This is a genomic window from Mixta sp. Marseille-Q2659 (genome assembly GCF_940807255.1).
Lineage (GTDB): Bacteria > Pseudomonadota > Gammaproteobacteria > Enterobacterales > Enterobacteriaceae > Mixta.
Window position 1 is genome coordinate 1 of the sequence record NZ_CALNWY010000015.1, and the last position, 14,677, is coordinate 14,677.

The 14,677-nt window shown below is 55.9% G+C and carries 13 protein-coding genes and 1 pseudogene; 8 read left to right on the forward strand and 6 right to left on the reverse strand.

Annotated features, from left to right (window positions below):
• Positions 1-1,152 (forward strand): FMN-dependent L-lactate dehydrogenase LldD (gene lldD, locus P3C52_RS12095; RefSeq protein WP_275555247.1); only part of this gene is annotated, 1,152 nt, incomplete at its 5' end.
• A gap of 214 nt (positions 1,153-1,366) precedes the next feature.
• Here lldD and P3C52_RS12100 read toward each other — a convergent pair.
• The 3 genes and pseudogenes from P3C52_RS12100 to P3C52_RS12110 all read right to left on the reverse strand — a co-directional run bounded on the left by P3C52_RS12100 (position 1,367) and on the right by P3C52_RS12110 (position 5,761).
• Complete coding sequence (locus P3C52_RS12100; protein WP_275555248.1) at positions 1,367-3,310, reverse strand: methyl-accepting chemotaxis protein; 1,944 nt, start codon at positions 3,308-3,310, stop codon at positions 1,367-1,369.
• Positions 3,311-3,615: 305 nt separating this feature from the next.
• Positions 3,616-4,527: a bestrophin family ion channel gene (locus P3C52_RS12105; RefSeq protein ID WP_275555249.1), complete on the reverse strand. Its 912-nt coding sequence runs from the start codon at positions 4,525-4,527 to the stop codon at positions 3,616-3,618.
• Positions 4,527-5,761 (reverse strand): annotated as a pseudogene (locus P3C52_RS12110) (MFS transporter). The gene P3C52_RS12105 and the pseudogene P3C52_RS12110 overlap by 1 nt, the downstream one beginning before the upstream one ends.
• 429 nt (positions 5,762-6,190) lie before the next feature.
• Between P3C52_RS12110 and P3C52_RS12115 the strand changes: the two are divergent.
• Positions 6,191-6,888 (forward strand): IS1 family transposase gene (locus P3C52_RS12115; protein ID WP_275553408.1). Its coding sequence is split into 2 segments (ribosomal slippage): positions 6,191-6,440 and positions 6,440-6,888, totalling 699 coding nucleotides; the frame shifts between segments, so codons are not numbered across the junction.
• A 198-nt stretch (positions 6,889-7,086) separates the two neighbouring features.
• Complete coding sequence (locus P3C52_RS12120; protein ID WP_275555250.1) at positions 7,087-7,437, forward strand: YebF family protein; 351 nt, start codon at positions 7,087-7,089, stop codon at positions 7,435-7,437.
• A gap of 500 nt (positions 7,438-7,937) precedes the next feature.
• Here P3C52_RS12120 and dnaC read toward each other — a convergent pair whose 3' ends face one another.
• The 3 genes from dnaC to P3C52_RS12135 all read right to left on the reverse strand — a co-directional run bounded on the left by dnaC (position 7,938) and on the right by P3C52_RS12135 (position 9,969).
• The gene (gene dnaC, locus P3C52_RS12125) at positions 7,938-8,678 is read right to left on the reverse strand and encodes a DNA replication protein DnaC (protein WP_275555251.1); all 741 of its coding nucleotides are present in this window, start codon (positions 8,676-8,678) and stop codon (positions 7,938-7,940) included.
• On the reverse strand, positions 8,678-9,220 hold the full coding sequence (dnaT, locus tag P3C52_RS12130) for a primosomal protein DnaT (protein ID WP_275555252.1): 543 nt from the start codon (positions 9,218-9,220) through the stop codon (positions 8,678-8,680). The genes dnaC and dnaT overlap by 1 nt, the downstream gene beginning before the upstream one ends.
• Before the next feature lie 101 nt (positions 9,221-9,321).
• Positions 9,322-9,969 (reverse strand): hypothetical protein, encoded by a 648-nt coding sequence (locus tag P3C52_RS12135; RefSeq protein WP_275555253.1) that lies wholly within the window; start codon positions 9,967-9,969, stop codon positions 9,322-9,324.
• A gap of 221 nt (positions 9,970-10,190) precedes the next feature.
• On the opposite strand from P3C52_RS12135, the gene P3C52_RS12140 reads away from it, so the two are divergent.
• The 5 genes from P3C52_RS12140 to P3C52_RS12160 all read left to right on the forward strand — a co-directional run bounded on the left by P3C52_RS12140 (position 10,191) and on the right by P3C52_RS12160 (position 14,677).
• On the forward strand, positions 10,191-10,757 hold the full coding sequence (locus P3C52_RS12140; RefSeq protein WP_275555254.1) for a DNA-3-methyladenine glycosylase I: 567 nt from the start codon (positions 10,191-10,193) through the stop codon (positions 10,755-10,757).
• A gap of 114 nt (positions 10,758-10,871) precedes the next feature.
• Positions 10,872-11,534 carry an OmpA family lipoprotein gene (locus P3C52_RS12145; protein ID WP_275555255.1) on the forward strand — a complete coding sequence of 221 codons (663 nt, stop codon included), beginning with the start codon at positions 10,872-10,874 and terminating at the stop codon, positions 11,532-11,534.
• 128 nt (positions 11,535-11,662) lie between these two features.
• A complete protein-coding gene (locus P3C52_RS12150; protein WP_275555256.1) occupies positions 11,663-12,688 on the forward strand; it encodes a LacI family DNA-binding transcriptional regulator in 1,026 nt (341 codons plus the stop codon).
• 297 nt (positions 12,689-12,985) lie between these two features.
• Entirely contained in the window at positions 12,986-13,714 is a 729-nt protein-coding gene (locus P3C52_RS12155) for a sugar phosphate isomerase/epimerase (protein ID WP_275555257.1), read from the forward strand.
• Between the two features lie 3 nt (positions 13,715-13,717).
• The gene (locus P3C52_RS12160) at positions 13,718-14,677 is read left to right on the forward strand and encodes a sugar kinase (protein ID WP_275555258.1); all 960 of its coding nucleotides are present in this window, start codon (positions 13,718-13,720) and stop codon (positions 14,675-14,677) included.

A 14,677-nucleotide genomic window follows, 5' to 3' on the forward strand; every position in this document is an offset into this window, starting at 1 on the left:
GCCGCAGCCAAAGCCAAAATTCCGCCATTCCTGTTTCACTATGCCGACGGCGGCGCCTATGACGAATATACGCTGCGGCGCAACAGCGAAGACCTGGCGCAAATTGCGCTGCGCCAGCGTATTTTACGTAACATGTCTTCGCTGAACCTGGAAACGCAGCTGTTTGGCGAAACGCTGTCGATGCCGGTCGCGCTGGCGCCGGTTGGGCTGTGCGGTATGTATGCGCGGCGCGGCGAAGTGCAGGCGGCAAGGGCCGCCGATAAAAAGGGCATTCCCTTTACGCTATCGACCGTTTCCCTTTGCCCGATTGAAGAAGTGGCACCCGCCATCCAGCGGCCGATGTGGTTTCAGCTTTACGTCCTGCGCGATCGCGGCTTTATGCGTAACGCGCTGGAGCGGGCACAGGCGGCGGGCTGCTCGACGCTGGTATTTACTGTCGATATGCCGGTGCCGGGCGCGCGCTATCGCGATGCCCATTCCGGCATGAGCGGCCCGAATGCAGCCATGCGCCGCTATCTTCAGTCGGCGCTGCATCCGCAGTGGGCCTGGGATGTCGGACTGAATGGTCGTCCGCACGATCTGGGCAATATCTCCGCCTACCGCGGCGAACCGACCAGCCTGGAAGACTATATCGGCTGGCTGGGCAATAACTTCGATCCGTCCATCTCCTGGCGCGACCTGGAATGGATCCGTGATTTCTGGAAAGGCCCGATGGTGATTAAAGGCATTCTCGATCCCGAAGATGCGCGCGACGCGGTGCGTTTCGGCGCGGACGGCATTGTGGTATCGAACCACGGCGGACGTCAGCTGGACGGCGTGCTTTCTTCGGCGCGGGCGCTGCCCGCAATTGCCGATGCGGTGAAGGGCGATTTGGCGATTCTGGCGGACGGCGGCGTGCGCAGTGGGCTGGACGTGGTACGCATGATCGCGCTGGGCGCGGATACCGTACTGCTGGGCCGCGCCTTTCTGTATGCGCTGGCTGCCGCCGGTGAGGCGGGCGTCACCAACCTGCTGAATCTGTTTGAAAAAGAGATACGCGTGGCGATGACGTTAACCGGCGCCCGCTCGATTGCAGAAATTACCCGCGATTCGCTGGTACAGGCGGTAGCGCCTATGCAGCCGGATGCGCTGGCTAACGCGGTAAACGGCTGAGATCAACGTATCGCCGCCTGCGTAGCAGGCAGCGAACCTGGCGACTTGCCGATGCCTGAGACGCCCCCTGAAAGCCTGGTTTTGCCGGGGCTCGCTTTACAGGCGCAAGCCGACGCGCGCATCAAGGATTATCGCGTCAGGTTTCAATGAAAGGATCGGCAGAACGGAAAAGGCGCCGTCTGGGCGGCGCCTGAGATGAAGCGGATTTCAGCGGTCAGAACTGTTCCCAGCCAGCCGTCGTTGACGACGCCGCCAGTTTAGCGGGAGCAGCGGCATAGCGCGTCTCGCTAACGGCCGCGCGAGGTGCTGACAGGCTCTGCGGCGCCGTTTTAAATACGGCTACCGTCTGCTCCAGCTGCTTCGCCTGTTCTTCCAGCGAAGAGGCCGCGGCGGAAGACTCTTCAACCAGCGCGGCATTCTGCTGCGTGGTGGTATCCATCTCCGTCATCGCCTGACCGATCTGCATGATCCCCCGGCTCTGTTCTTCAGAAGCGTGGGCGATTTCATTCATGATACTGCTCACCTGCGAAACCGAACGCACGATATCTTCCATCGCCTGACCCGCGCTGCTGACCAGCCGCGATCCGTTATCCACCTTGGTTCCGGCTTCGTTAATTAAGGTTTCAATTTCACGCGCGGCGGTGGCGCTGCGCTGCGCCAGGCTGCGCACTTCACCCGCCACCACCGCAAAGCCACGGCCCTGTTCACCGGCGCGTGCCGCTTCCACCGCCGCGTTCAGCGCCAGAATATTGGTCTGGAAGGCGATGCCGTTAATCACGTTAATAATGTCAGCGATTTTATTCGAGCTGCTGCTGATGTCCGCCATGGTGACCACCACATCCTGCACGATCTGGCCGCCGCGTCCGGCATTACGCGATGCTTCCTGCGCTAGGCTGCTCGCCTGATGAGCGTTATCCGCATTCTGCTTCACGGTGGAGGTGAGCTGCTCCATGCTGGCAGCGGTTTCTACTACCGCCGCCGACTGCTGCTCGGTACGTGAGGAGAGATCGATATTGCCTGCGGCAATTTCCGCCGAGGCGCGCGCCACGTTGTCCACGCCCTGGCGCACCTGAACGATAATCTCTTTTAGATTGTCGTTCATCCGCCCGACCGCCTGCATCAGCAGACCCGGCTCGTCAGCGCGATCGGTTTCAATGTGCGCGGTTAAATCACCGGCGGCGATTTTATCGGCCACCAGCAAGGTTTCGCGCAGCGGCTGGGTTATATTGCGGGTAATGCGCCAGGCAATGATTAAGCCTGCCAGCACGCCCAGCGCAGCGGCGCTGTACATAATGAAGTTGGCTTCGGTAATGGTTCGGCTCATCTGCGACAGCTGGAACTGATAAAGCTCGTTAACGGCGGTATTCAGCTTTTCCGCTGCGGCGGTCAGCAGGACGGACTCGCTCTCCTGCTGTTTAAAAACGGTTTGATACTGATTCAACGTGGCGCTCACGCGCGCGGTATCCAGCAGGAGTTCGGCGACCCATTCCGCTTCAGCGTCCGGCAGCATGTTTTTCAACAGCGCACCCGTTTCCGTAACTGCGCTCAGTCGGTTAACGATTTCTGTCTTCTTCGCCTCATCGGGTTTGGCGATAAAGTCGGGCCAAATCTTCATAACATGCAGGATGGCACTGTCCAGGCGAGCGGCCGTCAGCGACACGGCGGGATCGATCGCCACCTGATGGCTTAATGCTTCGCTGCGGTGACCATAATCGACCAGCGTATCGATACTGATCGCTTTTTGCTGCGCGCTACGCTGGTTCAGGGCGCGGACAAAACTGTCCCGTTGGGCGAGATAGGCTTCAATGCCCTGCTTTACTGTATCCAGCGTCGCTTTTCCCTGTGGCTGCCAGCTGAACTGATAAAGCGACTGGCCCAACTGTTGCAGCTTCTGTAAAGCACTCGCATTTTTCTCACCATAGCTGCTATCGCCCGTGTACTGAAAAAGGGTGCGGTTAAGGCGCGCCTGGTTTAGCTGACGCACCATTTGGACAGCGATTTCCTGCTTCCGGGCGTCATCATTGATATTGGAAAAACCGTGAATACCGGCACCTGCAATACTCACCATGATTAACAGCACCAACATAAAGCCGGAGGTCAGTTTTTTCCCTACGCTCAGGTTATTAAAACCGGTAATTAACGACGCCACACTGCTCATAGATCACCTTCAGATTAAAACAGGACGATAATTCTGTTATCGACATGGTTAAGCTCTGCTTTAGTGAATTTACAAAGGAACAGTGGAATATTTGAGCGGGAAGAAAAGCGTGAATCTCGTGAAAAGTCATCAACCTCGTTACTTATCAGCCTCTCTCATTTATTGCGGGAATAACAGTCGTCAGTAAGAAGGATAAATATTGTTAAACTTATTGGCAGGAAGTGACTAAAAGGTTATCGGCCCGTTTGCCTACTGAGGACGTCAGGCGAGCCGTCAGCGACTGAAGGCTGACGGCTCGGTGCGCCTCAGGTCAGAATATAATTCGCATCCGGGTGCATTTTCGGCGGGCCGGGCTGATCGATCATCTCACACAAAATAATTTCAATGCCATTGCATAACGCATTCAGCGGCAAATCGTTAGGCGAACTGCCGAAAGGCTCTTCCAGCTCCTCCGCCAGCGATTCCAGCGATAAGAAGGTGTAAGAGATAAATACTGACACCAGCGGCGTCAGATAATGCAGATCGTTAACCAGCGCGAACGGCAACAGCGTACAAAACAGGTAGACCGTGCGATGCAGAATAAGCGTGTAGGCGAAGGGAATCGGCGTGTTGGCGATCCGATCGCAGCCGCCCAGCACATCCGACAGCCGGTTAAGGTTGGCGTCGATGCTGGAGTAAAGCACATCGCTGATATGGCCCGCGCGCCGCTGTTCGCCCAGCCAGTCACCCATGCAGAGCAACAGCCGGTTAGTGGGCTGCGGGCTGTTTTCCACCTGCGATAAATAGCGTTCCGGCACCAGACGGCGAAAATCTTTTCGCCCGTCGGTGCGGCGCAACTGGTGTTTCAGGCTCCAGGCAAAGGCGATCAGCAGCCTGCTGAACTGATGGATTTGCTGCTCGTCGCTCAGCACGCTTTTTACCTGACGCAGCAGGGATCGTTGGGTAATCAGCAGCGAACCCCAAAGCTGACGCGCTTCGGTATAGCGCGCATAGCTGGCGTTATTGCGAAAGCCCAGGAAGATAGCGATAGCGATACCCAGCAGGCTGAAGGGCGCGGTAGTCAGGTGCAGCCCCATCCCTTCATACCAGTGATAGTAGATCACGGCGATTGCCGACATCGCCAGGTTGAGACTCAGGCGCAGCAGAATATCTGCCAGTACCGAGCCGTGCCAGACGAACAGGCGCAGAAACCAGTGTTGATAAGGACGGACAATCATCACGCCACCTCGTTCTCAAGGCGTTGACGACGACGCAGCCCAGAAACCAGTGCATCCATAATCCCACCACCACCAGCGTGCCGATGCCGCCAATGGCCGCCGCCGGTACTACGCCCAGCCAGGCCGCCAGCATGCCCGACTCAAATTCGCCCAGCTGGTTAGAGGTGTTGATAAATATTGAGTTGACCGCGTTAACCCGCCCGCGCATCTCATCAGGCGTATCGAGCTGCACCAGCGCGCCACGGATCACCATGCTGACCATATCGAAGCCGCCGGTGGCGAACAGCGCCACCATTGAGAGCCAGAAGCTGGATGAGAGCGCGAACACCAGCGTCGCCGCGCCGAAGCCCGCCACGCAGATAAACATAATCATCCCAACATGGCGCTCCAGCGAGCGGCGACTCAGCCAGAAGCCCACCAGCAATGCGCCTACCGCCGGCGCCGCGCGCAGCAGCCCTAAGCCGAGCGGGCCGGTATGCAGAATATCCTGCGCATAGATCGGCAGCAGCGCGGTCGCCCCGCCGAGCAGCACCGCAAAGAGATCGAGCGAAATCACGCCCAGCACATCGGGACGCTCGCGAATAAAACGCACACCCGCAAACAGGGTGGAGAGTGTGGCAGGCGTGCGCGGCGGCGGCGCCTGCTCGTAACGCAGGCGGCTCACCATAATGATAGAGATCAGATAGAGCAGGCCGGTCGCCATATAAACCACATCCGCGCCCGCCGCATACAGCAGGCCGCCCAGCGCCGGGCCCATGATCATCGCCGCCTGGCCGCCGACGGCGCTGGCGGCGGTGGCACGCGCCAGCAGACGCGGCGGCACCAGCGCGGGCAGCATCGACTGCATTGCTGGCGCTTCCATTACTTTCGCGACCGACAGCACGAAAACCAGCGCCAGAATGGTCCAGACATCGCTGTGATGCAACAGGGTCAGCAGCGTTAAGGCCACAATTGCCAGCCACTCCACCAGTTGGGAAAAAAAGACGATACGGCGACGATCGCGCTGGTCGGCAATATGCCCTGCCCACAGCGCCAGCGTCACCGACGGCAGGAACTGCACCAGGCCAATCAGGCCGAGATAGAAAGCTTTGCCGGTAATGGCATAAATCTGCCAGCCGACAATGATCGATAACATCTGAAAACCGAAGCTGGAGCAGGTACGCGCCAGCCAGAACGCAACAAACGAACGGTGCTGTAACAGCGATTCCGCCCGCGAATCAGCAGGTGAGGCCATAATCATCCCAGTTAGACAGCGAAACAGGCTGCGGAGCGAGAACGCCATAAAGGAAGCCCCTGCGATCTGGTTTTATAAGAGGGACTTCAGGCGCAGACGAAGCGGTAGCCTGGCAGGTGAGCGGCCAGTTTACAATAATTGACGAAATGGGGGCAGCACTGAGGAAGCGGAAAATATCAGTTAACCTGGCGGGAAAGCGATTTTAAGCAGCTGACCAGAAAACGGATACGAAACCTGACAGGTAAAATGGCTCAGTCTGCTGTCCAGTAAACGGTCGCAAAAACTAACCGGAATGGTCAACAGCACAGCTCCGTTCCAGCGCCATCACACGGAAACCTGGACCTCTTCAGGCAGGACAGCGCATAGTATTGGCGGGTAATGCTGCCAACTTACTGATTTAGTGTATGATGGTGATTTTAAGGTGCTTGCGTGGCTTCCATTTCCATCAGATGTCCTTCCTGCTCCGCTACTGAAGGCGTGGTGCGTAACGGCAAAAGCACTGCCGGACATCAGCGCTATCTCTGCTCTCATTGCCGTAAAACATGGCAACTACAGTTCACTTACACCGCCTCTCAGCCCGGTACGCACCAGAAAATCATTGATATGGCCATGAATGGCGTCGGATGTCGCGCCAGTGCACGCATTATGGGCGTTGGCCTCAACACGGTTTTACGTCACTTAAAAAACTCAGGCCGCAGTCGGTAACCTCGCGCATACAACCGGGCAGTGATGTGATTGTCTGCGCTGAAATGGACGAACAGTGGGGCTACGTCGGTGCTAAATCACGTCAGCGCTGGCTGTTTTACGCGTATGACAGGATACGGAGGACGGTTGTGGCGCACGTCTTCGGTGAACGCACTCTGGCCACACTGGAGCGTCTTCTGAGCCTGCTGTCGGCCTTTGAGGTCGTGGTATGGATGACGGATGGCTGGCCGCTGTACGAATCACACCTGAAGGGAAAGCTGCACGTTATCAGCAAGCGTTACACTCAGCGCATTGAGCGACATAACCTGAATCTGAGACAACATCTGGCAAGGCTGGGACGGAAGTCACTGTCGTTCTCAAAATCGGTGGAGCTGCATGACAAGGTCATCGGGCATTATCTGAACATAAAACACTATCAGTAAGTTGGAGTCATTACCGTATTGGCGTTATCGTTTCTATACGCGGAGGATCGTATTAACGTGCCTGTACGCATCGGATGAATTTATGGGTATATTCTTTTCCTGACCTAAAATAACCAAAAAGGTTGTGCTTATAAATAATTGAATTTAAAAATTATTCTTACTATATTTATCAGCGGATTTAAATTAGAGGGATTAATAATGCTGTTACGCAAGAAGCTAGCCATAATTATAACACTCGTTATCTTCGTATATATTGGGTATTCAATATATGTATTTATCAATGGTACAGGCCCTTCCTGCGATACATTGACCTACGAGCAAGCAACAAGCGTCATATCAAAAGATTACCTTGAGTACAGAATGCCGCGGTGGGAGCAAGCTTCTGCAAAATTAGGAACGAAAACGCCGACACTGGAATTCCATAAAAATAAATCACAGGTAACGAATGTTTTTTTTGTGCCTTTCACCGCAACGGGGCCAAAAGGGGCAATTGACTATTTTGCGACGTATGAATGTAAAACGAATAATATAGAGTACAGCTTTAAATAAATTTAATCCGCTATAAAAGATGGTTAAAAGAATCAACGTTTCCCTGAGCCAGAGACTTTCAACTGTCCGGGGAAGTTGTGCTTAATAATTCTCTTTTATAAACGTATGCTTTCTGCCCGCCATGTCCGCTTAAAATCATCATGTTTGGCTTATTTGCCCGTTTTTGCGACGCAGCATTGGCCTGTATTTCCAGCAGTCACCTTTTGAACATCAGGATCGCTCAAATTATGCGTTTTTACATAATTTGCCAGCCCATTCATACGGTCAATTAGCAGATCTACAGAGAACAGGACGAGTATGGCTTTGAAAGGAGTCATCAACAGGAAGCGAAAAAATGGTTTAGTCTGCCATTCGGCACACAGACGCCAGGCCAGGCAGGAAAAAGTAATAAGGCAGTAGGTTGGCAGAAAGGATCGAAATATCACCGATAAGCGGTGCGCAGGCAGCAAAAACGGTGGTACGCAGGAAAACAGACTGGCCGTTTCCCTGCGTAAACAAAATTAATATTCGTTGCCGGTAATACGGCCGCGATGGCTGTCCCAGTTAAAGGTCACCCACAGGCTTTGCCCCAAACGCATACGATCCATCACGCGCTCACCCAGCAGCTTGACCATATTGCTGTGATCGAGGTTGGTCAGCATACCGGTCGGGCGCTTCGAAGAGGAGCGGCGGTCAACGATCTGATTGATAATCACCTTTTCATAGCGCGATTCGGTCTGCATACCGATTTCATCAATCACCAGCAGATCGACGGTGCTGAAGTCGTGCAGCAGATGCTCTTCGGTGCGGTCGCTGTCGCCGCTAAAGGTGCCTTTAATGATCGACATCAGATCGGCAACCGTCACGATTAACACGCTTTTCCCGCGCAAAATTAAATGGTTGCCAATCGCCGCCGCCAGATGGTTTTTTCCGGTGCCGGGGCGCCCGGAAAAGACAAAGCTGGCGATGCTGTGATCGAACTCATCGGCATAGCGCCGCGCCTGCTCCAGCGCTTTGCGCTGTCCTTCGTTCTCCACGCGATAATTATCGAACGAGCAGTTCATATGCAGCTCGCGAATACCGGAGCGACCCAGAATACGCTGCATTTTCATGGCGCGGTTTTCACGCGCAATCGCTTCGGAACGCTGACGGCCCTGCTCCTGATTCCAGGCCAGCAGTTCTTCGCCGCTCTGAAATTTCGGCTTGATATGGGCAGGCATCATGCGTTGCAGACGGTTAAATAATTCAGCGGGCGTTTTCATTATTCACCTCGGAAACCATCAGGAATCGTGTGATCGGGTTCAGGCAGCTGATTGATGTCGCGTTGCGCCCGGCCGCCGTTAACCGCCCGGCTCTGCTGAACGCTGCGCGCCAGTTTCTGCTGCCACTGGACGTGATGAAAAGGCCGACCGTCAGCCTGCCACCAGGTGACGAAAGAGGCCAGCTCGGCAGGCGTTACCGGCTCGCTAAGCGCAATACCCCAAATCGCAGCCTGACGCTGGAAATCAGCATCAGGCCGCCAGCCAGCGTACATCATAAACTTGCCAGCCGGCACCGACATCGGTGATGACAGGGAATCGTTATAGAGTTGCTCATCCAGCGCCACATCGCTTTGCGGCTGGCGCGCCGCCGCTTCCAGCTCCAGAAGCTGAGCCAGCCGGTCAGGAGTTACCGCATACAGCACCGGCGCATTGTTATCGAATACGGCAACCGCACCCGCTTGTGCAGAAGCAAGCGCACCGAGCGGATCCTGACGGAACGCCTCAAGGCCAATGACAGTAGAGGTTAAAATCTTGACAGACATGGTAATTTCCGGGTTCTGTTGCAGGCAAAACATAACTGGCCGCCGCGGCAGCCATGATAGCCGCTATTCTAGCAAGTTTAGCGTCCAGGATCGCCTGTTGCTTAGTGTTGTGTCTGCCAGGCGATGCTTGTTTTTTCCTGTTTCAGGCGCCGTACCTCCCACAGATACTGCACGCTGGAAAGCAGGCAAAAACTGTAGCCCAGCAGCTCTGTGCCCTCTTCTGCCATGTTTTTCACCGTGCGGTTATAGCCGTCCAGCATCAGCGTTTCCCACAGTTCATGAACGCCGAACAGACGTGAAAAGACCAGAATGGTCAGCAGGCCAGCAGCCATCATGTTCCAGCTGGGATGATGCAGAAAATGAACCAGCCCGGACAGCGTGGCGGAAGGATGCAGTGCCGCACGCCACAGACAAACCGCCGCTACGGCTAACGCAAACCAGACCCAGGCGCCGTGCCTGATCTCATCAAACAGGAAATCCATTTCGCGAATCAGCATGCAGGTAAAAAAGCCGCCTATCAGCAGCAGGCTGTAGCGCAAATTCTGCTGACGAATAGCGCACAGGAAAAACATCAGCGCGATGGTGCCCAGCTGTATTTCCTGGAATGTTTCAGTAAAAGAAGTTTCATGTACCGCGTCGTGCATCCAGTAGACATCAATAAACACTAACCCCATCATCAGTGCCAGAAACAGTGCGCAGCCAAAGAAGCTGGCAAATTTTAAAGCGATAATTTTTATCTCGTCAGACATGTAATTTCCCTGAAAATTATTAGCGCGCTGATTATATGCTCACGTCTTCGCCAGATTTCTCATTTTATGCGTTAACCTCCGCGCCAGACGGCATGCCGCCTGGTCTAACGTGCCATTCGCCTTTGCGGCCAGACGGGATTGGGGGAGTCCGATGCGTTTGCCTGCAGCGGACGCATGATAAGATGGCGCCTTCATCTGCCTGAAAGGTAAGGAATATACGGATGCAACGATGCGGCTGGGTTTCAAACGATCCTCTTTATCAGACCTATCACGATCGGGAATGGGGACTTCCCCAAACCGACAATAAGGCGCTGTTTGAAATGCTGTGCCTGGAAGGTCAGCAGGCGGGACTCTCCTGGATTACCGTGTTGAAAAAGCGGGAAAACTATCGCGCCGCATTTCATCAGTTCGATCCGCAGGCGGTGGCGCAGATGACGGAAGCCGATATTGATGCGCTGATGCAGAACAGCGGGCTGATACGTCATCGCGGTAAGTTAACGGCGATTGTTACTAACGCGCGTGCTTACGGTGCGATGCAGGCAAACGGCGAAGATTTTTCGCGCTTTGTCTGGTCTTTTGTTGGCGGCCAGCCGCAGATCAATCATTTTGCCGCGCTGAATATGGTTCCGGCCCAGACGCCAGCTTCGCTTGCGCTCTCGAAAGCGCTGAAAAAGCGCGGTTTTAAATTTGTCGGTTCGACGATCTGTTACTCGTTTATGCAGGCCTGCGGGTTGGTTAATGACCATCTCACCGACTGTTTTTGCTATCCCGCGAATCAATCGCTTTAAAAGTGTACGCACCTAAGGAAATTCCTGGATATTTCCTAAAGCCAGACGCGGCATAATTGCCGACTTAAGCAGGCGCGGGTGCGCCTGTTGCAGCATTTTTTGAAGGATATAAAGATGAATAAAAGCATTATCGCCTTGTCACTTTTATTAAGCGGCACCCTTGCCCTTTCTGGCTGTACCACCAATCCCTACACCGGCGAATCGCAGGCGGGTAAATCTGGCATCGGCGCAGGCGTTGGCGCGCTGGTTGGCGCGGGCGTCGGCGTGCTTTCCTCGTCGAAAAAAGATCGCGGCAAAGGCGCGCTGATCGGCGCAGCGTCCGGCGCGGCGCTGGGCGGCGGCCTGGGTTATTACATGGATGTGCAGGAAGCCAAACTGCGTGACAAAATGCGCGGCACCGGCGTCAGCGTAACGCGCAACGGCGATAACATCACTCTGAATATGCCGAACAACGTAACGTTCGACAGCAGCAGCAGCACGCTGAAACCGGCAGGCGCGCAAACGCTGACCGGCGTGGCGATGGTGCTGAAAGAGTATCCAAAAACCGCCGTTAATGTCGTGGGTTATACCGACAGCACCGGCACCCGTGCGCTGAACATGCGTCTGTCGCAGCAGCGTGCCGACAGCGTCGCCAGCGCGCTGATCCTGCAGGGCGTCGCCAGCACGCGCGTGCGCACCGGCGGCATGGGCCCGGATAATCCGATCGCCTCCAACAGCACCGAAGAAGGCAAAGCGCAGAACCGTCGCGTTGAGATTACGCTCAGCCCGCTCTCCTGATTCCGCTTGTTCAGGGGCAGCCTGCTGCCCCTTTTTATTTCCTGCATGCGTCACTTCTCCGGCGTCAGACTAACGACCAACAACAAGCTGTGTTAGTCTCTGTGCGAATTCGCGGAGTGAACAAAGAGATGAAACAAAAGGCTGTACGCGCCACCATCAGCGATGTCGCCAGAGTGGCGAAAACGGGCAAAACCAGCGTTTCCCGTTACCTTAACGGTGAGCAGCATGCGCTCTCTCCTGATTTAAAACAGCGGATTGAGCAGGCGATCGCCGCGCTGAATTACCGTCCTAACCAAATGGCGCGCGGCCTGAAACGTGGACGTACGCGTCTGATCGGGCTGATTATCGCCGATATTACCAATCCCTATTCAGTCGATGTGCTGTGCGGCATCGAAGCGGCCTGCCGCGCTCACGGTTTTACCTTACTGGTGTGCAATACCAATAACGAAATCGACCAGGAGCAGCACTATTTACAGCTGTTCAGCAGCTATCAAGTCGAGGGGATCGTGGTCAATGCGGTCGGTATGCGCGAAGAGGCGCTGAACCGGCTTCAGCAGTCGCTGCTGCCGATGGTACTGATTGACCGTAAGATTCCTGATTTTTCCTGCGATGTGGTCGGCCTGAATAACGCGCAGGCGGCGACCGATGCCACCGAGCATTTAGTGAAGAACGGCTACTGTGCGTTGCTGTTTCTCAGTGAGCCGCTTGGCCTGGTGAATACGCGGCTGGAAAGGCTGCAGGCGTTCCGCCAGGTGTGCGCGCGCAGTAATAATTTGATTAGCGAGAATGCGGAAGTGGCGCTCAACGACGCTGCGACGATGGATCGCGTTATTGCTGATTTTTATCAGCGTCACGGCTACCAGCCTGCAGCGCTGGTGGTCGCGAACGGCGCGCTGACGCTTCAGGTCGCGCGATCGCTGCGGCGGCTCGGCCTTAACTGGGGCCAGCAGATTGGCCTGCTGGGCTTTGATGAACTGGACTGGGCCGAGCTGGCGGGCGACGGCATTACCACATTGAAGCAACCGACCTGGCAAATCGGCTATGCGGCGCTGGAGCGTGTGATTCAGCGTATCGAAGGCGAAGCCAGCGCGGTGGAAGAAAAAACCTTCGACGGCGAGCTGGTGATCCGCGGCTCTTCCCGACCTTTAGCCTGACGTTAATCCGCAGGTTTTTCCTTTGCAGGCGCTGGCGTCCCTACCGTATTAAGCCAGCGGCGGCGCGTCGCCTCCCTCCAGGCACGAACATCTACGCAATCAAACCAGCGGCAGCGCCTCGCCGCGCCTTCAACTGCCCACATCCAGCGCCGCCATCACAAATCAGACAATCCCTGGTACAAAATATCTACATCGTGAGCGCGATCATAATTTCATGCTTTCCGCCTTTGCTTTGGAACCGGTTCCAATTAGCTTTTCTTTATAGCGGGTTTACATGTTGTCGCCCCGGAGGAAAGAGTGAAACCAGAAATTATTGTGGTGACCGCCGCGTTCGGTCATCAAAAAGTGACAGAGCTGGGCGGACAGCGAGCGCTGTTGCCGATCATTGCTGAAGCGGGCGCGGACGGCGTGGAAATTCGCCGCGAGCTGCTTTCGCAGGCCGAGCTGCAAAGCCTGCCCCAGCTGGCTGAAGCCATTGCTGAACAGCGGCTCTGCGCCTGCTATTCAGCGCCTGACGCGCTGTTTACCGCGGACGGTGCGGTGAATCCGCTGCTGGAGCAATATGTGCAGGAGGCGGAACAGCTGGGGGCGCGTCTGCTTAAACTTTCGCTCGGTCACTATCGCGCCGGCACGGACATTCCTGCGCTGGCGACGCGCGGCGTAAAAGTGGTAGTGGAAAACGATCAGACCGACTGCGGCAAGCTGTCCGCTATCGCGCCGTTTTTTACCGAACATCCCGATGCGCCCGCCATGACGTTTGATATGGGCAACTGGCTGTGGACCGGCGACGATCCGCTTGCCGCCGCGCATCGCCTTGCGCGCTACGTCAGCTATATTCATGTGAAAGCTGCGATCCCTCATAAAGAGAGCTGGCGCGCCATTGCGCTCGACGAAGCGGATGACGGCTGGCGTAAGCTGTTAAACCTGCTGCCCGGCAATGTGCCGCGCGGTATTGAATTTCCGCTGCAGGGCGACGATCTGGTGGCCGTTACGCGCCACTACGTTGACCTGCTGCGCGAGGTGTAAATCATGAACAGCCATAGTCAACAGAACGGCATTCTGGATGTGGTCACCATCGGCGAAGCGATGGCGATGTTCGTCGCCAGAGAAACCGGCGATCTCGCCGCCGCCGAAACCTTTACCAAACGCATTGCCGGCGCAGAGCTGAATGTCGCCATTGGCCTGGCGCGGCTCGGCCTGAATGTGGGCTGGGTCAGTCGCGTGGGCAATGATGCCTTTGGCCGCTTTGTCCACCAGCAGCTGGAAAAAGAGGGCGTCGATCACCAGCGCGTGATGACCGATAAGCGCTATCCCACCGGTTTTCAGCTGAAATCGAAAGTGGAAGATGGATCCGATCCGGTCGTGGAATACTTCCGCAAAGGCTCCGCCGCCAGCCATCTTTCGGTGGAAGATTTTGATCGCGACTATTTCGGTGCCGCGCGACATCTGCACTTAAGCGGCGTCGCGGCAGCGCTCTCCGCCAGCTCGCTGGAACTCCTGAAGCACACGGCGCAGGAGATGCGCGCCATGGGCAAGACGATTTCTTTCGATCCTAATTTGCGCCCGGTGCTGTGGCCGAGCGAGCAGGAGATGGCTAATCAGCTTAACCAGCTGGCCGCGTATGCCGACTGGGTGCTGCCCGGTGAAAAAGAGGGATTGATCCTGACCGGCTACCGCCAGCCGGAAGCCATCGCCGATTTCTACCTCGATAAAGGCGTAAAAGCGGTCATCATTAAAACCGGCTGCGACGGCGCCTGGTATAAAACCGCCGACGGTGAAAAAGGCCAGGTGGAAGCTATCCGCGTGGAAAATGTCGTCGATACCGTGGGCGCGGGCGATGGTTTTGCCGTCGGCGTGATCAGTGCGCTGTTGGAAGGCAAACCGCTGGCGCAGGCGATTCGACGCGGTAACAAGATCGGCTCGCTGGCTATCCAGGCGATTGGCGACAGCGAAGGTTTGCCGACGCGCGCCGAACTGGGCGACTACTGA

What these genes read in the sequence shown, in the direction of transcription:
- P3C52_RS12150 (WP_275555256.1), top strand. Translation starts at nt 11,663, where the DNA reads ATGAAACAAAAGGCTGTACGCGCCACCATCAGCGATGTCGCCAGAGTG.
- P3C52_RS12105 (WP_275555249.1), bottom strand. Translation starts at nt 4,527, where the DNA reads ATGATTGTCCGTCCTTATCAACACTGGTTTCTGCGCCTGTTCGTCTGG.
- P3C52_RS12160 (WP_275555258.1), top strand. Translation starts at nt 13,718, where the DNA reads ATGAACAGCCATAGTCAACAGAACGGCATTCTGGATGTGGTCACCATC.
- P3C52_RS12135 (WP_275555253.1), bottom strand. Translation starts at nt 9,969, where the DNA reads ATGTCTGACGAGATAAAAATTATCGCTTTAAAATTTGCCAGCTTCTTT.
- P3C52_RS12120 (WP_275555250.1), top strand. Translation starts at nt 7,087, where the DNA reads ATGCTGTTACGCAAGAAGCTAGCCATAATTATAACACTCGTTATCTTC.
- dnaC (WP_275555251.1), bottom strand. Translation starts at nt 8,678, where the DNA reads ATGAAAACGCCCGCTGAATTATTTAACCGTCTGCAACGCATGATGCCT.
- P3C52_RS12145 (WP_275555255.1), top strand. Translation starts at nt 10,872, where the DNA reads ATGAATAAAAGCATTATCGCCTTGTCACTTTTATTAAGCGGCACCCTT.
- P3C52_RS12140 (WP_275555254.1), top strand. Translation starts at nt 10,191, where the DNA reads ATGCAACGATGCGGCTGGGTTTCAAACGATCCTCTTTATCAGACCTAT.
- dnaT (WP_275555252.1), bottom strand. Translation starts at nt 9,220, where the DNA reads ATGTCTGTCAAGATTTTAACCTCTACTGTCATTGGCCTTGAGGCGTTC.
- P3C52_RS12100 (WP_275555248.1), bottom strand. Translation starts at nt 3,310, where the DNA reads ATGAGCAGTGTGGCGTCGTTAATTACCGGTTTTAATAACCTGAGCGTA.